The 22,403-nt window shown below is 39.2% G+C and carries 15 protein-coding genes, 2 tRNA genes and 1 rRNA gene; 6 read left to right on the top strand and 12 right to left on the bottom strand.

Going from position 1 to position 22,403, the window contains the following annotated elements:
* Window positions 1–184: 184 nt before the first annotated feature.
* The 5 genes from PYV58_RS00090 to PYV58_RS00070 all read right to left on the bottom strand — a co-directional run bounded on the left by PYV58_RS00090 (window position 185) and on the right by PYV58_RS00070 (window position 4,339).
* Window positions 185–260, bottom strand: a tRNA-Ala gene (locus tag PYV58_RS00090).
* Window positions 261–304: 44 nt separating this feature from the next.
* Window positions 305–381 (bottom strand) — tRNA-Ile (locus tag PYV58_RS00085).
* A gap of 59 nt (window positions 382–440) precedes the next feature.
* Window positions 441–1,979: ribosomal RNA gene (locus PYV58_RS00080) — 16S ribosomal RNA — on the bottom strand.
* Window positions 1,980–2,403: 424 nt separating this feature from the next.
* Window positions 2,404–2,970, bottom strand: a complete 567-nt coding sequence (locus PYV58_RS00075; protein WP_034613361.1) for a peptidylprolyl isomerase — start codon at window positions 2,968–2,970, stop codon at window positions 2,404–2,406.
* A 301-nt stretch (window positions 2,971–3,271) separates the two neighbouring features.
* Window positions 3,272–4,339 carry an alpha/beta hydrolase gene (locus tag PYV58_RS00070; RefSeq protein WP_034613359.1) on the bottom strand — a complete coding sequence of 356 codons (1,068 nt, stop codon included), beginning with the start codon at window positions 4,337–4,339 and terminating at the stop codon, window positions 3,272–3,274.
* Window positions 4,340–4,541: 202 nt separating this feature from the next.
* On the opposite strand from PYV58_RS00070, the gene PYV58_RS00065 reads away from it, so the two are divergent.
* The 3 genes from PYV58_RS00065 to erpA all read left to right on the top strand — a co-directional run bounded on the left by PYV58_RS00065 (window position 4,542) and on the right by erpA (window position 6,846).
* Window positions 4,542–5,006 carry a hypothetical protein gene (locus PYV58_RS00065; protein ID WP_004818195.1) on the top strand — a complete coding sequence of 155 codons (465 nt, stop codon included), beginning with the start codon at window positions 4,542–4,544 and terminating at the stop codon, window positions 5,004–5,006.
* 370 nt (window positions 5,007–5,376) lie between these two features.
* The gene (locus tag PYV58_RS00060) at window positions 5,377–6,381 is read left to right on the top strand and encodes a putative solute-binding protein (RefSeq protein WP_004818193.1); all 1,005 of its coding nucleotides are present in this window, start codon (window positions 5,377–5,379) and stop codon (window positions 6,379–6,381) included.
* Window positions 6,382–6,510: 129 nt separating this feature from the next.
* Window positions 6,511–6,846: an iron-sulfur cluster insertion protein ErpA gene (gene erpA / locus PYV58_RS00055; protein ID WP_004718915.1), complete on the top strand. Its 336-nt coding sequence runs from the start codon at window positions 6,511–6,513 to the stop codon at window positions 6,844–6,846.
* A gap of 70 nt (window positions 6,847–6,916) precedes the next feature.
* Here the strand turns inward: erpA and PYV58_RS00050 are convergent, their stop codons facing one another.
* Together PYV58_RS00050 and PYV58_RS00045 are read right to left on the bottom strand one after the other, a co-directional pair.
* Window positions 6,917–7,759, bottom strand: a complete 843-nt coding sequence (locus PYV58_RS00050; RefSeq protein WP_034613356.1) for an alpha/beta hydrolase — start codon at window positions 7,757–7,759, stop codon at window positions 6,917–6,919.
* Window positions 7,760–8,046: 287 nt separating this feature from the next.
* Window positions 8,047–9,174 (bottom strand): anhydro-N-acetylmuramic acid kinase, encoded by a 1,128-nt coding sequence (locus PYV58_RS00045; protein WP_034613353.1) that lies wholly within the window; start codon window positions 9,172–9,174, stop codon window positions 8,047–8,049.
* Window positions 9,175–9,256: 82 nt separating this feature from the next.
* On the opposite strand from PYV58_RS00045, the gene tyrS reads away from it, so the two are divergent.
* The gene (gene tyrS, locus PYV58_RS00040; protein ID WP_034613346.1) at window positions 9,257–10,471 is read left to right on the top strand and encodes a tyrosine--tRNA ligase; all 1,215 of its coding nucleotides are present in this window, start codon (window positions 9,257–9,259) and stop codon (window positions 10,469–10,471) included.
* A gap of 63 nt (window positions 10,472–10,534) precedes the next feature.
* Here tyrS and PYV58_RS00035 read toward each other — a convergent pair whose 3' ends face one another.
* Entirely contained in the window at window positions 10,535–11,539 is a 1,005-nt protein-coding gene (locus PYV58_RS00035; protein ID WP_004818191.1) for a putative solute-binding protein, read from the bottom strand.
* A gap of 452 nt (window positions 11,540–11,991) precedes the next feature.
* On the opposite strand from PYV58_RS00035, the gene PYV58_RS00030 reads away from it, so the two are divergent.
* Both PYV58_RS00030 and PYV58_RS00025 read left to right on the top strand, forming a co-directional pair.
* Entirely contained in the window at window positions 11,992–13,926 is a 1,935-nt protein-coding gene (locus PYV58_RS00030) for an ATP-binding cassette domain-containing protein (RefSeq protein ID WP_034613338.1), read from the top strand.
* 1,020 nt (window positions 13,927–14,946) lie between these two features.
* Window positions 14,947–15,954, top strand: a complete 1,008-nt coding sequence (locus PYV58_RS00025) for a putative solute-binding protein (protein WP_004718925.1) — start codon at window positions 14,947–14,949, stop codon at window positions 15,952–15,954.
* A 170-nt stretch (window positions 15,955–16,124) separates the two neighbouring features.
* On the opposite strand, the gene gyrB is transcribed toward PYV58_RS00025, so the two are convergent.
* The 4 genes from gyrB to dnaA form a co-directional block, all read right to left on the bottom strand.
* The gene (gene gyrB / locus PYV58_RS00020) at window positions 16,125–18,593 is read right to left on the bottom strand and encodes a DNA topoisomerase (ATP-hydrolyzing) subunit B (protein WP_034613335.1); all 2,469 of its coding nucleotides are present in this window, start codon (window positions 18,591–18,593) and stop codon (window positions 16,125–16,127) included.
* Window positions 18,594–18,645: 52 nt separating this feature from the next.
* On the bottom strand, window positions 18,646–19,728 hold the full coding sequence (gene recF, locus PYV58_RS00015) for a DNA replication/repair protein RecF (RefSeq protein WP_004718931.1): 1,083 nt from the start codon (window positions 19,726–19,728) through the stop codon (window positions 18,646–18,648).
* A 24-nt stretch (window positions 19,729–19,752) separates the two neighbouring features.
* Entirely contained in the window at window positions 19,753–20,901 is a 1,149-nt protein-coding gene (dnaN, locus tag PYV58_RS00010) for a DNA polymerase III subunit beta (RefSeq protein WP_004718933.1), read from the bottom strand.
* 110 nt (window positions 20,902–21,011) lie between these two features.
* Window positions 21,012–22,403: a chromosomal replication initiator protein DnaA gene (gene dnaA, locus PYV58_RS00005; RefSeq protein WP_004818188.1), complete on the bottom strand. Its 1,392-nt coding sequence runs from the start codon at window positions 22,401–22,403 to the stop codon at window positions 21,012–21,014.

Raw genomic sequence — 22,403 nt, 5'->3', positions numbered from 1 at the left:
TCACTCAACATTAACAATTACTTGCTAACATCAACTAAAACGAGTTTAAACAATTATTTCAACTCAAATATATTCTGTTAATGATTCACTACCGCCTCGTCAGCGAGTAGTTAACTGTGATAAATCACAGAACTTAATAAGCTATCGGCTTACTAAGTTCTGTAATCACTTAGTCTTTAATTAGTGGTGGAGACTAACGGAGTCGAACCGTTGACCTCCTGCGTGCAAAGCAGGCGCTCTACCAACTAAGCTAAGTCCCCAGCTTAAGATCTTAATATATCTGCTCTTCTGTGTTCAGTAGACTTGGTGGGTCTGACAAGACTTGAACTTGTGACCCCACGCTTATCAAGCGTGTGCTCTAACCAACTGAGCTACAGACCCTCAGATACATCAATGAAGAACAACTTGTTGTGGATTCTTACCAATCGTCAATCTTTCGTTAAGGAGGTGATCCAGCCGCAGGTTCCCCTACGGCTACCTTGTTACGACTTCACCCCAGTCATCGGCCACACCGTGGTAAGCGTCCTCCTTACGGTTAGACTACCTACTTCTGGTGCAACAAACTCCCATGGTGTGACGGGCGGTGTGTACAAGGCCCGGGAACGTATTCACCGCGGCATTCTGATCCGCGATTACTAGCGATTCCGACTTCATGGAGTCGAGTTGCAGACTCCAATCCGGACTACGATCGGCTTTTTGAGATTAGCATCCTATCGCTAGGTAGCAACCCTTTGTACCGACCATTGTAGCACGTGTGTAGCCCTGGTCGTAAGGGCCATGATGACTTGACGTCGTCCCCGCCTTCCTCCAGTTTGTCACTGGCAGTATCCTTAAAGTTCCCACCCGAAGTGCTGGCAAATAAGGAAAAGGGTTGCGCTCGTTGCGGGACTTAACCCAACATCTCACGACACGAGCTGACGACAGCCATGCAGCACCTGTATGTAAGTTCCCGAAGGCACCAATCCATCTCTGGAAAGTTCTTACTATGTCAAGACCAGGTAAGGTTCTTCGCGTTGCATCGAATTAAACCACATGCTCCACCGCTTGTGCGGGCCCCCGTCAATTCATTTGAGTTTTAGTCTTGCGACCGTACTCCCCAGGCGGTCTACTTATCGCGTTAGCTGCGCCACTAAAGCCTCAAAGGCCCCAACGGCTAGTAGACATCGTTTACGGCATGGACTACCAGGGTATCTAATCCTGTTTGCTCCCCATGCTTTCGTACCTCAGCGTCAGTATTAGGCCAGATGGCTGCCTTCGCCATCGGTATTCCTCCAGATCTCTACGCATTTCACCGCTACACCTGGAATTCTACCATCCTCTCCCATACTCTAGCTTCCCAGTATCGAATGCAATTCCCAAGTTAAGCTCGGGGATTTCACATCCGACTTAAAAAGCCGCCTACGCACGCTTTACGCCCAGTAAATCCGATTAACGCTCGCACCCTCTGTATTACCGCGGCTGCTGGCACAGAGTTAGCCGGTGCTTATTCTGCGAGTAACGTCCACTCATCCTAGGTATTAACTAGAAGAGCCTCCTCCTCGCTTAAAGTGCTTTACAACCATAAGGCCTTCTTCACACACGCGGCATGGCTGGATCAGGGTTCCCCCCATTGTCCAATATTCCCCACTGCTGCCTCCCGTAGGAGTCTGGGCCGTGTCTCAGTCCCAGTGTGGCGGATCATCCTCTCAGACCCGCTACAGATCGTCGCCTTGGTAGGCCTTTACCCCACCAACTAGCTAATCCGACTTAGGCTCATCTATTAACGCAAGGTCACAAGTGATCCCCTGCTTTCCCCCGTAGGGCGTATGCGGTATTAGCATCCCTTTCGAGATGTTGTCCCCCATTAATAGGCAGATTCCTAAGTATTACTCACCCGTCCGCCGCTAGGTCAATTACCGAAGCAATCTCCCCCGCTCGACTTGCATGTGTTAAGCCTGCCGCCAGCGTTCAATCTGAGCCATGATCAAACTCTTCAGTTAAAAATCATTAGTGACTTAAGGTCACAATTCTGGCTCATCAATGTACTGACAAATTCTCTCAAATAAACTTCGAGTAATTTAAACCAATCAATCAATGATAATATTTCGATCAATCAATCAGTAAAAATCCACACAAGTTGTTCTTCATATTCTCTTAATGATTAATTTATCACTTCGTCAGTGATAAATAAGACGCAATAAACATTTAACAACTTAACCCTCTAAGCTAAGTTCGTTTGCTGTATCGCGTCGGGATGAGCTCATTATAGGGCAATTTCTTACACACGCAAGTGCTTTTAACTGATTGTTTTATTGAGTGTTGTATTTTTATGCACTGTTTTGGTTCATTTTTAGGCTTTTTGTCGCGTAAGCTTTTAATATTAAAGCAGAAATATGAACAAAATATTTCTGCTTTATTTTTTAACTATTTTTTCACATTTGTTTTTATTGTTTGAATACTGATGATTTTTACAGCTTGTTTAGGTACATCTTGGTGCATACCCACTGTTTGTGTTGGTGTCTGTACGATTTTATCGACGATATCCAGTCCTTGTGTCACCTTACCAAATACGGCGTACCCAGGGTTTCCAGCAGACTTATTTAAAAAGTCGTTATTTGCAACATTAATAAAGAATTGACTGGTTGCAGAGTTTGGCGCATTAGTCCGTGCCATAGCCAAAGTCCCACGAACGTTCTTTAAGCCATTGTTAGATTCATTCTGGATCGCTGGTTGAGTAGCCTTCTCTTTCATGTTGCTATCAAAGCCACCGCCTTGAATCATAAAACCAGGGATAACACGATGGAAAATGGTGCCGTTGTAAAATTGACTATTTACATAGCTCTTAAAATTTTTTACTGATATCGGTGCTTGATCATCATAAAGCTCTATATTGATGTTGCCTAAATTGGTTTTAATTTGCATATCTGTATTGGCGAACGCTTGATTCACTAAAACCACTAAAGCAAGACCGATGCCTATTTTTTTGATCATTCTCTTTTCCTTAAACATTTTAAATTAATAAGCCTCTCATAGTAGTCTGCTTTTATTCTGTTGAAAAATGACATTTAAACACGTTTACCAATACTCAACAGTATTCACGACTATATCTATATAGCTGTCATAAGCCTTATTGGTTGTTGAATATGTTGATGATGCTTTATCAACAAAAGAACTGTATGGATAAATCCGTGTGCTTAGCCTTTATAGAACAATTACTCTTATTTGATTATTTTTTAATCAGTCACTTTTGTTCCACGTGAAACAAAAGTGACTTGTACAAGTGGATATTATGTTATTGCTTATCCCAGAATTTACGGAACTCTTTACTCATCTCTATAACGTACTTTTTAGCTTTACGTGAAACAGGGGTTAAGTTAATAAATCCGTGGGTTTGATCTTCATAATCCTGATAATGAACCTTTACCCCATTTTGACGTAACTTATAAGCATAAATTTTACCTTCATCATGCAAAAGATCATGTCCAGCCGTTACTACAAATGCAGGGGCAAGTTTCTTTAACTGCCCATTGGTCGGTGAAATGATTGGATCATCCAATGCCATATTAAAACGTGTCGCATAATAGTCGGTCACATAATCAATATCTGAGCCTGTCAACACCAAGCCATCTTTATAAGCAAAGAAAGATGGATGTCGACTCTTAAAATCAACGGCAGGATAAATCAAGAACTGGGCTTGAGGCGCAAACACTGTATTGACTGTGCGTTGTGCAACAACAGCGCTAATATTTCCGCCCGCGCTATCTCCTGCAACCGCAATCCGGTTTTTGAGAATTTTAAATTGACGGCGATTTTGATACACCCAAGCCAAAGCATCTTCACAAGATTGAATTAAGTCACGTGGGCCAACCTCAGGTGCGAGTGGATATTCAATACTTAAAACCTGAGCTTTTGCATGAGCAGCAATTAAGCGACACACTTCATCATGGGTGTCTACACTACCTACCACAAAACCACCGCCATGATAAAATACAATCATTGGCAATTTTTTATTTGGTGCAGGATGGTAATGGCGTGCATAGACGCTGCCACTTTGTAGCGGAAGACGAATATCTTCAACAAATTGGATATGGGTCGGTTTGTTTATAATAGATTGCATTTGTGATTCAAATTGCTTTCTAGAGCGCTCTACATCTGCGCCAATAAAACCCACTTTGCCCTGTTTAAGTTGAGCTGCCATCAAACATTTGGTGAAACTATCCAATTGAGGAAACTGGTACGGGTAACCCAATAACTTGGTTAATGACTCTTGAGCGAATGTAGGCAAACGATCTAAAGCCCTACCTGCCGAACCCTGCCCTTTTTCGACTAAATCATGAATACTACGTTGAAAAGCAACCATTACGCTTCTTCCTTAAATGTTCAAATTCTTCATATTGTCTACATGATCAGGCATCGACTGACTATAATCTTATACAAGTCTCATCATCGATATACAAATATAATTTTTAAATACGCTAATCTGAGTTAAATGACTTGTCATTGACTATTTTGCTATATCTGAATTTTTTTTTGCTATTTTGCTTGTTAAATGGAGACAACTTATGGCTATAAAAGCATTAATTGTTTCATTCATAACATCTATTATTGCTGTTGGTTGTGTTGCATTTCCTGAAGATGGTTATGACTCTCGCGGCTATGGGCAACCCGTATATCGAGATTATGGCTATGGACAACGCTATGATCCAAGATATGACCGAAACAATGATCGCCAACGTTGGGAACGCGAGCGAGCTTATCGTTTACAACAAATGCGCATTGAACAAGAACGGCGCCAAAAGAACTGGGATAAACAACGCTGGCAATATGAACAAGCCAAACGTGATCAAATGAAAAAGCAGCAATGGGAACAACATAGAAAAGATTGGAACAATAAATCAAATCGTGACCATCGCTGGGACAATAGACCTGATCAAAAACAGTGGCAACAGCGTGATCGTCAAAATCAACAACAGCAACGTGATAAAAGACGTGATGAGCGTAAAAACAGAGATCAAAACCAAGATTAATCTTCAAGAATCTGGGGCTAACCCAGATTCTTTTGTCTTTTTAGCAAACAATTTATTCATTTATAAAAGCAAAAGTAATGATTTTCCTCAGTAATTAATAGCTTCTGACATTTCTTCTTTGCTGAGGAAATTTTGTCATTTGGGTCATTGCGAACCGACTCATTTCAAGTAATGATTTCAATAACATCAATTCATCATTGAACTCGAACAATTGATTTGGAAAATCGATTGTTCAGAATAGATCATGTTGGGTTTAGCAATAAACGATTTTCTAAACTAGATACATTTTTGATGTCACAAAGTTCTATTGGTCGAAGCTCTTCGATTCAATTGAACATGAATAATATTGATCATGGAAAGGAAAAAAATAATGAAATGGTCTAATGCTCTCATTGCTGCTGCGGGTCTTTTGCTTGCAACATCTGCCACTCAAGCAAAACAAGTCATGTGTGTATTTGATTTAGTAGGCAAAAATGGTGATGTGTTTACCTTAATGAAAGATTATCAACTTGCAGCGAAAAACTGGGGTGCGGATCTGGAATTAAAAGTGAATTCAAATGAATCTGTTATTGCAGAAGATTTTAAAGCGGGTAAATGTGATGCTGTCAGTATCACAGGTATGCGTGGCCGCCAATTTAATAGTTTCACCGGTTCTTTAGATGCAATTGGTGCGATTCCAGATCTCAATCTCGCGGTAAAAGTCATGCAAGGCTTAGCAAATCCAAACTTTGCAAAATACATGACCAGCGGAAAATATGAAGTTGTTGGTGTTATTCCAGTCGGTGATGCTTTCCTGATGGTCAATGACCGCAATATCAATACCGTTGCAAAAGCAGCAGGTAAAAAAATTGCGGTACTCGACTATGATCAAGCACAAAAAATTATGGTTCAACAAATTGGTGCCCAAGCAGTTGCCGCGGATGTTACAAATTTTGGCAGTAAATTCAATAATGGTCAGGTTGATATTATTGGTGCACCTGCAGCGGTATTTAAACCTTTAGAGCTGCATAAGGGTTTAGGAACCAAAGGCGCTATTGTGAATTACCCACTGCTACAAGTCACAGGTAATATCATCATTCGTCCAGATAAATTCCCTGCTGGCTATGGTCAAAAATCTCGTGATTGGATTAAAACGCAATTGCCTCGTGCAAACACTATCATTGGAAAAATGAAAGCAGATATTCCGGCGAAATACTGGATGCAAGTTCCAGATGGTGATAAGCCTGGTTATCAAAAACTCATGCGTGAATCGCGTATCAGCTTGACCAAACAAGGCGTTTATAACAAACAAATGATGAAAATCCTTTGGCAATTCCGTTGTAAAAACGATCCGAAAAACTTTGAATGTGCGCTACAAGATGAGAACTACAAATAATTCTAGATTAAATCCGATAAATTTAGTCTGAATTTACTTTAAAGTTCACTCACTGACCATATATTGAGTATGTTATACTGAATATATGGTCTTTTCATTTAAGCCATTTGAAATCTGAGGAACAATATCATGACCGCCCAAGCACTTGAGCTGACTGACAATGCTGCAAATAAAGTTCGCCAACTTCGTGATAGCGAAGGTAATCAAGATCTGATGTTACGTGTCTATGTAACGGGTGGCGGCTGTTCAGGATTTTCTTATGGTTTTAACTTTGCCGAAAGTATGAATGAAGATGATGCTGAATTTATAAATGGTGATGTAAAAATGTTGGTTGACTCGTTGAGTTATCAATATCTCGTCGGTTCTAAAGTTGACTATATTGAAGGCTTAGAAGGCTCACGTTTTATTGTAGAAAACCCGAATGCAACAACAACTTGCGGTTGCGGTTCATCATTCTCCATTTAATTCAAAGCATATTTTGAATCAAATCATGCCCTCTTCTTATGAGGGCATTTTTATGGTTGAGACATCAAGCTTAAATCGTTTCTAAAATATGTTGGCTCAATTGTTTTGCATTCTGCACTGGAATCCAATGCGTCGCATCCATCACAATTTCTTTATAAGCTGCTTTTACATAATGATGATTTAAGGCAACGCTTTTAGAACCGATCGCCGAGTCATGTTTGCCCCAAATAAATAAAGTCGGCACACAAACTGGTTGGGTTAAATTTTTATTTGAACTAAATGGAAGTCCCCGATACCAATTTAATGCAGAACTTAGACGCTTTTCCACCACGATGTCTTGTTGGAAATCTTCGAGTTGTTTTGCGGTCATTCCTGAATCTTTTAATAAACCTAGACCCAACTTCGGTAATTTCTCGAATAATAATTCTGGAATTTTAGGTAACTGGAATAAACCAATATAGTAAGATTTTAACAATTGATTACTGCTGAACATCGAACGCATAAATGCTGCTTTATGCGGTACAGAAATCGTAATCAAATGTTTTATTTTTTCAGGATAGCGTTGAGCAACATCCCAAGCCACTACAGCTCCCCAATCATGTCCAACTAAATAAACCTGTTGTTGAATCATATCGATTAAAGCATTTACATCTTCAACCAAAGTAGAACTTCTATAATCACGGCGGTTTTGCGGTTGTGCGCCTAAACTATAACCACGTTGATTAACAGCAAAAGTACGATAACCGTTTTGATTCAAGATCTCTGCAGTTTCTTGCCAGCTTTTATTGGTTTCAGGAAAACCATGTAACAAGACAAAAGGCTGTCCATCTAAAGGACCCGAATCTATCACATCAAAGCTGAAGCCTTCTCTTTGAAATGATTCTATGCGCTGTTTCTGTATCGCTAAGTTCATTGTGATCTCAGTTTTAATTTTTATTGATAGTGGAAGCTTATGCGCTATTTTTTAACAGCAGTAAAGGACAATCTCAGCGCTAAACAGGTCGATCATTGTTCTACAAAATATCTCAGGCTACCAAGCAAAAATGAATTCTCATTTTCAAGAACAATGATCAGTAGTCGTTATAGATCAGCAAAATTTGTCCCATTCTGGTTGCTTTCATTTGTTTTTATACCGCACTTGTTCTTGTTTTAAATATTGATTACTAAGGTGTATCACTCACCTTAGCAATCATTTCAGTTTTAAACTGCTGTAATCGTGCCTAAGATACGATAGCCTTTTGCCCCCGTAACAGCAGGTAGGTTGCCACTTAACTGTTGGTCAAAACGCATGGCGAGCCACGCAAATGCGGTTGCCTCTACCCATGTCGGTGCTAAGCCCAATGCAGAAGTCAATTGTACAGACCAATTGTGCTTACGTAGACGCCAACGGAGTTGTTCAAGTAGATGTGAGTTATAAGCACCTCCACCGCAAACATAGACCTCACCCGTATCTAGAGGCGAACGATAAATGGCTTTCTTGATGGCACGTGTCGTGAGTTTCATCAACGTTGCCTGAATATTTTCAGGGGTATCTTCTAATTCATCATATTCTAAATCATTGCGCCAATCTAAAATCTGCTCATCTAACCATTCCAAGTTAAAGTCTTCACGCCCTGTACTTTTTGGAGGTTCTTTAGAGAAGTATTCATTTGATTGAAGGCGATCTAACAATGAACGTATCGGTTGACCATAAGCTGCCCAATTGCCATTTTCGTCATAAGGTTGCCCAGTATAACGATGACACCACGCATCCATAAGAATATTGGCAGGACCTGTATCAAAACCATAAACATTCTGCTCATCACCAGCAGGCAGCATGCTGACATTGGCAATCCCCCCTAAATTGAGAATCACTCGATGAATGGTTGAATGTTGGAATAAAGCTTGATGAAACGCTGGAACTAGAGGAGCACCCTGCCCACCTGCCGCCATATCACGACGACGAAAATCTGAAATCACAGGAATTTGAGTAATTTCCGTAATAATATTTGGATCACCAATTTGTAAAGTAAACCCGTGTTCTGGGCGATGCCGAATAGTTTGTCCATGACAACCAATCGCTTTAATTTGGCTTTTATCTAAATTATTTTCTTGTATAAGTTGGTTAATGCCATTGCCAATCATAGTTGCAAGAGCGACATCCGCCTTACCCATTCGATCGATTTCATTATCATCAGGTAAGGTCAATGCCATCAATTCATCGCGTAAATGAGGATCAAAAGCGACTGTAAGCGTGGCATGGATATGTAAAGGATCAAATGAAGCAGCAACAAAATCGACGCCATCCATGCTGGTTCCAGTCATTACGCCAATATAGATTGTTGTCATGAGATATTCTTCGCCTGCATTATGCTGAAAAAATGTTAGTATATCGCACAAATAGTCTAACTGAAGTATTTGGGTTTTTGTAATGTCAAATTTCCTGCCGGCTGAAGAACAACTTGCCCTCATTCGCCGAGGCACTCACGAAATTATTTCTGAAGAAGATCTTCTGAAGAAACTAAAAGAAAATCGTCCTTTAAAAATTAAAGCAGGATTTGATCCAACTGCCCCAGATTTACATTTGGGTCATACTGTTTTAATTAACAAATTAAAAGCATTTCAAGATCTTGGTCATGATGTCACATTCTTGATTGGTGATTATACCGCCATGATTGGTGACCCAACAGGTAAGAGTGCGACTCGTCCACCGCTATCGCGTGAACAAGTTTTAGAAAATGCCAAAACATATCAAGAACAAGTGTTTAAAATTCTTGATCCAAATAAAACCAAAGTTCGTTTTAACTCTGAGTGGTTTGCAACAAAAACCGCTGCTGATTTGATTCAATTGGCTTCGCAGCAAACTGTTGCGCGTATGCTCGAACGTGATGACTTTACTAAACGCTATAATAGCCATCAACCGATTGCTATTCATGAGTTTTTATATCCTTTGGTTCAAGGTTACGACTCTATCGCGCTTGAAGCCGATGTTGAGCTTGGTGGTACAGACCAGACCTTTAACTTACTTATGGGGCGTACTCTGCAAGGTCGTTATGATCAAGAAGCGCAAGTATGTATTACCGTACCAATCCTAGAAGGATTGGATGGCGTTAATAAAATGTCGAAGTCTTTAGGCAACTATATTGGTGTATTTGATGCCCCTGGCGCAATGTACCAAAAAGTATTGTCTATGCCTGACAGCCTGATAGAACGCTATTTTGAATTACTCAGCTTTAAGTCTATGAACGAAATTGACGTTCTTCTCAAAGAAATGGCTGAAGGTCGTAATCCGCAAGACATTAAGAAAATTCTTGCACTTGAGTTGGTTGAACGCTTCCATGGCGCAGAAGCTGCTGAACATGCACATAAAGGTGCGGGTAACTTAATCACAGAAGGCGAGCTACCTGAAGGTACGCCTGAAGTGACTATTTCTCGTGGTGAATACAATGGAGAAATCTCGATTGTGTCTATTCTACGTGCCGCAGGTTTAACCAAGAATTCAGCACAATCTAAAGATGCTGTTTCACGTGGAGCCGTAAAAGTAGATTGGGAAGTTGTGGATGCAAACTTCACTGTGAAAGAAAATGTTACTTTAGTTATTCAGGCAAGTAAAAAAGCCATTGCAAAAGTGACCTTTACCGATTAGTCCCGTCTAACCCAATAAAACCAGAAAAGCCATCAACATTGATGGCTTTTTTATTGAATAAATTTATTCACCTGCAAGTGAACATTCAAAGTTGGTGCGATCTACCGTACAGCGTGCTTTTTTCAGTACCGACATCATCACAGGATCGTACACCCCTCTTTTTGTTAACTCAATCCGCCCTTCTCGCAATAATTTCTGATAACGGAGTGCATCATCCTTAGATACATTTAATTTATATTTTGCTGGAATTTCAGCTTCCATTTTTTCTATTTTCTTAAATGAACTTGGTAACTGCTTCACAGCCCACTCACGTGACTTAATACCAAAACCTTCTGGAAACTGCTCAGGTTTAATAATTAAATCGGCAGTCACATTCACTACGGGATAAGTAAACATTGCACCATTGCTACCTAAACCTTTATAAATTTCCAATGGTTTATAGGCATAGGCTGGTGAAGCAATCGCATCCACTTCACCATCATTAAATTTTTTCACAAAATTAAAAATATCAGAAGGAACCCCGATTGCGCCTACACGTTCAACGGCAACCTTTTGTGCAAGATCATAATGCAGATAGGCAAACTTTTTACCTTTGCCCTTTTCTAAAGTATTCATTGCGCGATCTTTAACAAAGATATAAGCAATACCAATCGGGGTAATCATTGCCAATTCATATTTGAGCCCATTTTTTTCAGAAACCAATCTTTTTGCATTGCGTTTATCCAAGGCATAGTTGATCGCTCTTCTGGCAATTTCATTGTTGGGAATTCCGCCCAAAGCATCAATAGAACCACCAAATTTATTGTATTCACGTGAACGCATCGTGGTCATTGCCGCGGCATCACATTTATTGGTTTTAAAATTTTTATCCACGGCTTCTTCTGACTGATACACGGTTAAATTAATATCAGCGCCCCATGCTTTGGCTGCTAAAGCCCATTCTTCCATGAGTTTATAAGACTCACCCGCTTTACCCAGTAAATCAAACACACACACATTTTGTTTTGCCTGTAGCAGAGGTGAAAAAAAAACTGAAAAAACAATCGGTAAATATCCTATTTTATTCATCATCTAACGTCCATATTTTTATAAATAGATTTATCCTTGTAGATGTAAAAGCAATCCGAGTCTTTTACTTTAACTACACATTTTTAGGTGATACTGTGATTAATTCTACATAAACTGAATATTTTGTGTTAGTTTTTTAACCAACTTTTAGATGAGATAAAAAATTCAGGACAAAACTCTGATAAAAATAAGCGGCTGAGCTGATTTGATTGAGCGGTTTTAAAATTAAAATATTCTAATGATTGCTGCTGATTTGGGAGATATACGCATTTTTTATTGAAGCATTCACAATAAAGCATTGTTTGTTTTTTTGAATTGATCCTATTTACCCAATTTATTGTGCTTTTCACTCAAGAAAAGACATTTTGTCACTTCTTTTATCAAATACATTTTTTGAACTCTACCATTTATCCTTTACTATACCGCATCCGATATTCAATAGTCAGTTTCCTATGATTCAGTTAGACCAACTTTCAATTCGCCGTGGTGGACGCATTTTATTCCAAAAAGCGTCTATGCAACTTCATCCTGGTTGGAAAATTGGTTTAACAGGTGTAAATGGTGCGGGTAAATCCACATTGTTCTCAGCACTTTTGGGTGGAATGGAGTCAGACAGCGGTAGCTTAACCCGTCCAAATATATGGACCGTTGCCCATATGGCTCAAGAAATCAAAGCCTTAGATATGAAAGCTATTGATTTTGTGTTATCTGGTGATGAAGAATATTGGCTGATACAAGACAAACTAAACCATTCTGAAGATTTGAGTAATGATGAGTTAGCACATTTATATAGCCGTTTTGAAGAAATTCATGGCTATACAGCTGCATCTAAAGCATCTCAACTGATGGCCGGTTTAGGTTTTTTTGAGCATCAATCAGAACTCTTGGTTTCAAGTTTCTCTGGTGGGTGGCGGATGCGTTTAAATCTTGCTCGCACCCTGATGAGTCGCTCAGACTTACTATTACTCGATGAACCGACCAACCATTTAGATTTAGATGCAATTTTATGGTTAGAAGATTGGCTCAAGGCATATGAAGGCACACTCATTTTAATTTCACATGACCGCGATTTCTTAGATGCAATCACAGATCATATTTTACATATCGAAAATCAAGTACTGACTTTATATACTGGTAACTATTCTACTTTTGAAACCACACGTGCTGAGCGATTAGCACAACAACAACAAGCGTTTGAAAAGCAACAAGAAGCTAAAGCGCACTTACAAAAATTTATTGACCGTTTTAAAGCCAAAGCGACTAAAGCACGACAAGCGCAAAGCCGTATTAAACAACTTGAACGTATGCAAGAGCTTGCCCCTGCGCATGTCGATAATCCATTTACCTTTAGTTTCCGTGAACCAAGCAAAATGAGTTCACCGCTGCTCACACTCGAACATGCAGATATTGGCTATGGCGATAAATTAATTGTCACCAATGTAAATTTACAGATTACACCAAGCAGTCGTATCGGTTTACTGGGAATGAATGGTGCAGGTAAATCGACCTTAATTAAATCTTTAGTCGGTGATTTACCGCTGATTCAAGGTTTACGTAAAGATTCTGAGTTACTCAACATTGGTTATTTTGCCCAGCACCAAATGGATGCTTTAGATGGCAATGCCAGCCCGATGTTACAACTTTCTCGCATTGCTGACCCAAAGATCAGTGAAGCAGCATTACGCTCCTTTTTAGGAAGTTTTGGCTTTAGTGGTGAACGTATGGACACCCCAAGCGAAAGCTTCTCTGGTGGTGAACGTGCGCGTTTGGCTTTGGCTTTAATCGTCTGGCTGCGTCCAAATGTTTTAATTCTCGATGAACCGACTAACCATTTAGATTTAGATATGCGCCATGCACTGACGATGGCTTTACAGGATTTTGAAGGTGCTGTGGTTTTAGTTTCCCATGAACGTCAGCTGATCGCTTCAGTCTGTGATGAACTTATTTTGGTTCATGCAGGTCAAAGCAAGGAATTTGACGGAGATTTACAAGATTATGCAACGTGGTTACGTCAAGCACGTATCGATATGATCAAGAATGGACAACAGCCTAGTGCACCTGTTCAATCTCAGGTGGTTGAAAAGCCAAGTATTTCAAAACTCGATAAAGAAGCACAACGTAAAGAAGCTGCTCGTCAACGCGAACTGAGCCGTCCTATTCGTAAAAATATCGAGAAAATTGAAAGCCAAATTGGAAAAATTCAACCTAGACTTGCAGAAATTGAAACATTACTTGCAGACTCAGCCCTTTATGAGGCAAACCGTAAAGATGATTTACTCAAACTCATGAATGAACAGACAGAGTTAAAAGTAAAATTAGAACAAGCTGAAGAAAAAATGCTTGAACTGATGATGGAACTAGAAACATTAGAAAGCTCTTTCGATTAAAAGGCGCTTTTAATTAAAAAGTGCTTTTAAAGACAGTAAGCCCCTCAAATTAGCTAGAAATAGGCAAATGCCTTTTCTAGCTTTTTAATAAAATAAAATTAAAAATCAATAAGTTAATCAATAAAACTATTTATTTAAAGTTTTAACCGCAATTTCATCGCCTTAACAAAATTTAAAGTTCTATACCTCTTCTCATAAATCATCAGTAATTCAATACATAGCCACGCTATGCAAACACACTCAGGTGTTGTTTCTCATTACTTTAGATTTCCCCAGATCAAAAAGAAGGCTTTTTATCACAATAATCCAATAAAAATCATAAGCTTATTTTATTCAACCTCCAAACCACATCCAACAGCCGCGTCCAAGCCTAAAAGCATCTTTAAATCGACAAAATACAATCATAACTTTTATTTATAATAGACAATTTCCACCGTGGAACATATTAGTACACCTAAATAATAGCAAAAAAGACTTTAAAAAAGACAATTCATTTGAATTTAAAAATGTTTTTTATCAATTGCTTGTGGATAAGTTAAAATTTTAAAACAGTTCTTCTAACTCATTCTTTGAGAGCATTTTTTAATGATTTTGAAGTTTTATATGTGATTAAATCAGTCTGTATTGATCGAATTTAGGCTTAATTGCAAAGTTACCCACATACTTATCAACATTATTTTGGTTAATAATAGAACAAAATTCAAGTGCAAAATTTAACCGTTCGTCGCTTTTTATAATGAACATTCATCTAATTTTTTTTGATTTCAGCAAAATTATTTAAAATTACATAGATCATGAATTTCGAACAATTTGTAATGAAAAAGCATAACTCAGACTTAAAAAACTGATTTACTTATAAAAAGATTGTCGATGAAATGAGAGTTAAGTCGCTAATTCACAATAATTGTCAAAAAAAAAATAATAAATGGAGTAAATGCTCTATTTTTTTCAAACAAAGCTGATTAATATTGCGCTTATGGAAAAGTTCCTAAAGATGGATAAATAGATAAGGACGAAAATATGAAAAAAATTGCATTCGCTATTGCTGCAACTTCAATCGTTGGATTTAGTTCAGCATCTCAAGCTGCGACAGATGTCTGCGTATTTGACTTATTAGGTAAGTCAGGTGAATCATTTCAAATGGCACAAGAATGGGCATTATCAGCAAAAAGCTGGGGCGCTGATATCAATCTCATTCCAAAACAAGATGAGGCTGTTGCAGATAACGACTTTAAAGCAGGCAAATGCGATGGCGTATTTATGACTGCAATGCGTGCGCGTCAATACAATAAATTTGTGGGTTCAATCGACTCTATTGGTGGTGTGCCAAGTAATGCGATTGCACAAAAAGCCATTACTTTTGCCTTAGATGCGCGTAATGCTGCAAAAATGACCACAACCTTGGGTGGTAAAAAATACGAAGTTGCTGGTATTGCACCACTTGGTTCAGCATTTATTTTTGTCCGTGATAAAAATATCAACTCGATTGAAAAAGCCGCTGGGAAAAAGTTTGCTGTGTTAAGCTATGACAGCGCTCAAAAAATTCTAGTACAACGTGTTGGTGCACAAGCAGTTCCTTCAGATATCACCAACTTTGTTGCAAAATTCAACAATGGTCAAGTTGATATGGTCGGTGCACCAGCTTATGCCTACAAACCGCTTGAAATTCAAAAAGGTTTAGGCGCAAATGGGGCAATGTTTAACTTCCCTGTATTACAAGTAACTGCTGACTTTGTCATCCGTCCTGAAAAGTTCCCTGCAGGTTTTGGTCAAAAATCTCGTGATTATTTTGTGAAAAACTTGCCAAAAAGCTTTGCTATGATTAATCGCCTAGAAGCGACTATTCCAGCAAAATACAAAATGAATTTAACCGCTGAAGATAAGCTGAAATATCAAAAATTAATGCGTGATGGCCGTTTAGAACTAACTAAACAAGGTATTTATGATGCAGGTATGATGTCTGTGTTGAAAAAGGCACGTTGTTCAGTAGATAAAGCCAACTTTGAATGTACGCTTGGTGGTGAATAATACTTTAGCTGAAATAAGCTAAAGTCTACAAAAAAACCAGCTTTAATAAGCTGGTTTTTTTGCTTGAAATTTTTAAATAGAAGCAGTCGCACTATCAAAATTAAAATAGCGGATATAAAAAAGGGAATAAACCGAGGTTTATTCCCTTTTATTGATTTAAATGAGTTTAATTAAGCATCAATATCTGCATTTAATGCATTTTCTTCAATGAACGCACGACGTGGTTCTACATCATCGCCCATTAAACATGCAAACATACGATCGGCTTCAATTGCATCATCAATGGTCACTTGCAGCATATTACGGTTTTCAGGATCCATTGTGGTTTCCCAAAGCTGTTCAGCATTCATCTCACCCAAACCTTTATAGCGTTGGATCATCATGCCGCGACGTGAATCTGTCAAAATGTGTTGCCAAACCTGATGGAAAGTCGAAACGTTGATTTTACGTTCGCCTTTTTGCAGATAAGCACCTTCTTCTAACAAAGTGAACCAGCTCTTCGAGTTTTGCAATAAACGCTTATATTCGCCCGATGCCAATAAACCTGCGTCTAATAAATAGCTATGCGGTAAATTGTGCACATAAATCGTTATACGCGGGAAATAAATCGTCGTTTTAAGCCCATCAGCAGTTTCTTTATCAAACGACTCCAAGCTCAACACTGGGCGTAAACTTGGTTGCGTTGTTTCAATCGCAGCACGAAGTTTCTCACCCCATTGTTGTACATAATCTTGGTCATGATTTTGATCAAGTTTAAAATGCTCAAGACTCAATAAACCATCCAGCAAGGTCGCAGGATAACGTACGGTTAAACGCTGCAAACTCTTTTGGGAGGTTTGATAATCAGCAATCACTTTCTCTAATGCTACGCCACGAATTGCAGGCGCTTCAGCATTGACACGTAATTCAAGTTCATCAATCGCATTTGAAATCAAATAAGTTTCTAAAGCATCATTGTCTTTAATGTACTGCTCTTGCTTACCTTTTTTCAGTTTATACAGTGGTGGTTGTGCAATATAAATATAACCACGTTCCACAAGTTCTGGCATTTGACGGAAGAAGAAAGTCAAAAGCAGGGTACGAATATGTGAACCATCCACGTCAGCATCGGTCATAATAATGATTTTATGATAACGCAACTTGTCTGGGTTATATTCTTCACGGCCAATACCACATCCTAATGCAGTAATCAGCGTACCCACTTCCTGTGATGAAATCATCTTATCGAAACGTGCACGTTCCACATTCAGGATTTTACCTTTGAGCGGAAGAATGGCTTGCATTTTACGGTTACGGCCTTGTTTTGCAGAACCCCCCGCAGAGTCACCCTCGACCAAGTATAATTCTGAAAGTGCTGGATCCTTTTCCTGACAGTCTGCCAACTTACCTGGAAGACCGGCAATATCAAGCGCACTCTTACGACGTGTCATTTCACGTGCTTTACGCGCAGCATCACGCGCACGTGCAGCATCAATGATTTTGCCTGCAATAGATTTTGCAGCCTGAGGATTTTCTAATAAATACTCAGAAAAGGCTTTGTTCATTGCCTGCTCGACAGCAGGTTTAACTTCACTCGACACCAATTTTTCTTTGGTTTGTGATGAGAATTTAGGATCAGGCACTTTAACTGAAACAATTGCCGTTAAGCCTTCACGCGCATCATCACCAGTGACCGCAACTTTCTCTTTTTTGAGTAAGTTTTCATTTTCCATGTAGCTGTTTAAGCCACGTGTCAACGCTGCACGGAAACCAGCTAAATGCGTTCCACCATCTTTTTGTGGAATATTGTTGGTAAAGCAACGAACATTCTCTTGATAGGTATCATTCCATTGCAAAGCAACTTCAACACCTATGCCATTTTCAGCTTGAGTGGTGAAATGGAAGATTTCATTGAGATGGGTTTTACCTTGGTTGATATATTTTACAAACTCAGATAAACCACCTTCGTAATCGAAGACATGTTCTAAGGCAACACGTTCATCACGTAGGACAATACGTACACCCGCGTTCAAGAATGAAAGTTCACGTAAGCGACGTGCCAAAATATCGACATTAAAAATCGTTTGGCTAAACGTTTCAGTACTTGGCCAGAAACGAACAATGGTCCCTGTGGTTTCGACATCACCCACAATTTTTAACGGATAAACCGGATCACCATGTTTATATTCTTGTTGATGAATATGACCAGCACGATGAATCGTAAGTTCAAGTTTGCTTGAAAGTGCATTAACTACAGATACACCTACACCGTGCAAACCGCCTGAAACTTTATAGCTATTATCATCAAACTTACCACCTGCGTGCAGAATCGTAAGAATTACTTCTGCAGCAGAGACACCTTCTTCCGGGTGAATATCGGTTGGAATACCACGTCCATTATCTGCAACGCTGACTGACTCATCTTCATGAATCGTCACTAAAATTTCATCACAATGACCAGCTAAAGCTTCATCAATCGCGTTATCGACGACCTCAAATACCATATGGTGTAAGCCTGAACCATCATCAGTATCACCAATATACATACCTGGGCGTTTACGAACTGCATCTAGACCACGTAATACTTTGATACTAGAGGAATCATAAGCCTTTTCAATGGTTGGTTCTGTTTGAGAAGCTATTTGATCTTCTGAACTCATGGTTTCTCCCTAGTGAAAAATAGGTCTTTCCAAAATTGGCTAAAATCTAAAATCATGTTGCAACAACACTTACCTGACCTTGGTCAACATTGAATAACTGGTAGGAAATAGACAAATCATGTAAATGTTTTTTTACTGATTCATGGTCTAGTGTGGTAATAAAAACTTGACTACCAAGTTGGCTCAATCGCTCAATTAAACGTTGTTGTGCGCTTAAATCTAATTCTGCTGTCACATCATCTAATAATACCACAGTTTCTTTATTACAGGCATGTAACATGGCAATTTGTGATAGTTTTAAAGCCATTATCAATAACTTTTTCTGCCCTCTAGACAGTACCACATCCGCTTCGCCTAATGGGGTTTTTAATCGGATATCTGCACGATGCGGTCCATACTCGGTATAACGTCGATCAACATCTTTTTGGTGATATTGAATCAGGTCATTGGCCAAACCATGTTCCACATGGAACCCTGCACTATATTCCATTTCAATCTTTAAATCGGGTAGCAACTGCGCCAAATCTTCTTGCAAATATAGCTTCCATTGCTCAACAATCTCGACCCGTTGAGAATGCAACATTTCACCATAATCACTGAGCATTTTGTTCCACGGCTCTAAATCGAGCAAAGTTAGATTACGTTTGGTTTTAAGTAAGCTATTTCTTTGCTTTAAAGCGCGTGAATAATATTGCCACGCATGATAGAAATCTGGTTCCACGTGAAACATGAGCCAATCCAACAATTGGCGACGTGGTTTTGCCCCATGATCAATAATATCGGTACTTAATGGGTCAATCAGTTGCAACGGTAAGATTTTGGCAAGCTGCCCTTGGGTTGCAACAGTATCACCATTGACTTTAATTAACTGCTCACCACTTTGCAGCTTTTGCATACCAATCTTTTCAGTCAAAGATTGGGCAAAAACAATGGCGTCTGATTGATTATTTTGAATGTAATTTTTAGGAATATGTGTTCGAAAAGATCGACCTGTTGCCAATAAATGAATGGCTTCTAAAATCGAAGTTTTGCCTGAACCATTTTGTCCATAAAAAACATTAAACGGTTGCAACTCATGCAGAGCAACCGTCTTGAGGTTTCGAACACGTTGTATATTTAAACGCGTAATATGCATGGCTATGATTTAAAAATAAATCAATTAAACACGCATCGGCATCACAACATAAGTTTGATTAGATTGGGTTGGATCTTGTACCAATACCGACTGATTCGCTTCAGACATTGTCATTGCGACATCATCACCATCTAAAACGCTTAATACATCTAAAATATATTGCGCATTAAACGACATTTCCATCGGCGCATTGGCATATTGAATAGCTAAATCTTCAATTGCTTCATCTTGCTCAGGGTTATTGGCACGTAATTGCAAAGAATCAGCATTAAAGTTTAAGAATACACCACGTAATTTTTCATTACTTAAAATCGCAACACGTTGTAAAGATTGCTTAAATACATCATGTGGAATATTTACCACTTTGTCACCGCCACGTGGAATCACACGACGATAATCAGGGAATTTCCCATCAATTAATTTTGTTGTGAAACGTACTGTAATATCGCCTTGTTCTTTGTCACGGCTAGAGGTTTGAATGGTAACATTTAACAATTCACGACCAATTAACAAGGTCAGTTGCTCATCTTCGATACTTAAAAGACGTTGTAACTCACCGACTGCTTTACGTGGAACAATGGCTTGAACCAATTGTGCAGCGGTTGAAGACGCCAATGTTTCACACAGCGCTAAACGGTGCCCATCGGTAGTGACTGCGCGTAATTGATTTTCATCAATTTCCAATAATGTACCTGTCAGGTAAAAACGTACATCTTGCACAGCCATGGCAAATGAAGTTTTTTCAAATAAACGTTTTAATTCACGCTCAGTGACTTGAACTTGAGTGCCTTGGCTATTTTCATTGGTTAACAATGGATAATCTTCAGCAGGTAAGGTTCCTAAAACAAAGCGGCTGTTTCCAGATTTTAAAATACAGCGTTGATCTTCAGTGATCTGCAAATCAATCAAAGCTGCTGCTGGTAAAGATTTACAAATATCGACCAACTTACGTGCAGGAACTGTAGTTTCCCCTGCTTGTAAACATGCACCTTCAGCTAGAGTTGTACTTGCCACAAGCTCCACTTCCAAATCCGATCCTGTAATCGTAAGGGCTTGATTTGTAGCTTGAATTTTCACGTTTGAAAGAATGTTTAAAGTATGGCGACGTTCAACTGCTCCAACCACATGGGACAAAACATTAAGTAAGCTCTCTTTCGCGATTTTCAAACGCACGGTGGAATTCCTCTAACTAAATATGACAAAAATGTGGGTAATAAATTTTTTTTAATGACGTACTATGCGGCAGTTTATGCCGCATTGCAAGCGCATAATTTGTACAAATTTTAACTTTGTAACAGGCGCATGAGGTTTTTATAATCCTCATTAAAAATTGGATCTTCATCGCGTAAACTTTGCACTTTTTCACAGGCATGCATGACCGTACTGTGGTCACGACCGCCAAAAGCCATCCCAATTTCAGGGAAACTGTCTCCAGTAAGCTCACGCGCAAGCCCCATCGCCAACTGACGTGGTCGTGCGTAAATACGTGTGCGTTTTGGCCCCACCAATTCTTTCAATGGAATACGGAAGTATTCACTCACTACGCGTTGAATATTTTCAGTACTGATGGTACGGGCACGAATCGCCAAAACATCTTTCAATGATTCACGAACCACTTCTAGATCAATTGCAGACCCCTTAAAGCGTGAGATTGCCACAACTTTGTTTAAAGCACCTTCAAGCTCTCGCACATTGGCAACAACCTGTTGTGCAATAAATAAAGCGCAATTTCGAGGCAGATCGATGCCACTGCTTTCGGCTTTTTTCAGCAAAATTTCGATACGTGTTTCAATATCTGGTGGTTCAACCCCAACCGATAGTCCCCATGAAAAACGCGAGACTAAACGCGGATCCAATTCAGTTAATTCTTTTGGATAACGGTCAGAGGTCAAAATAATTTGTTTAGATTCATCCAATAAAGCATTGAATGTATAGAAAAATTCAACAAGACTGGCTTCTTTACCTGCCAACAAATGAATATCATCAACCAACAATAAATCTAAAGAACGGCAATTCTTTTTAAATTCTTCAACCTTGCCTTTTTGCAAAGAGCTGACAAAGTCTTGGACAAAGCTTTCCGCAGTCATATACATCACACGCGCATTTGGCTTTGCCTGTAATAATGCATTCCCAACCGCTTGCATTAAATGCGTTTTACCTAAGCCTGTAGGGCCGTATAAAAAGAGTGGATTATGTTGAGATTCACCGAGTTGTGTTAAAACTTTGCGGCAAGTTTCAGCCGCCATTTGGTTTGAACGACCTTCAACAAATAAAGCAAAGTTAAATAATGGGTTAAGTTGACGTTTCTTGACATTTTTTGCAGAAACAACTTCATATTCTTTGTCTTTTTTGGCTTTGACATGCTGTGTAGGCATCGGAGAACTTTCAAGCGCCGCCGTTGTGGTAGCAGGCTGTTCAGCAGCAGAAAGAATTGCACCAGGACGCGAGTCGACTAAAATTTCGACTTTACGAATACGACCTTCAGATAATTGTTCTGCCAAAATAGAAATCAGTTCTAAATGATGTTCTTGAATGTAGCGAGTCCAATATGGATTGGGTGCATACAGTTTTAAAGTATCTTCGACTTCTTCTGCAACCAAAGGACGAATCCACATGGCAAAGACATTATCAGAGAGCTCTTGTCGCAAGCGAGTTAAGCAGTCCGTCCAAAGCAT

Source organism: Acinetobacter sp. TAC-1 (assembly GCF_029025845.1).
In the GTDB taxonomy this organism is placed as follows: Bacteria; Pseudomonadota; Gammaproteobacteria; order Pseudomonadales; family Moraxellaceae; genus Acinetobacter; species Acinetobacter guillouiae.
This window is presented reverse-complemented; position numbering and strand designations above follow the sequence as displayed.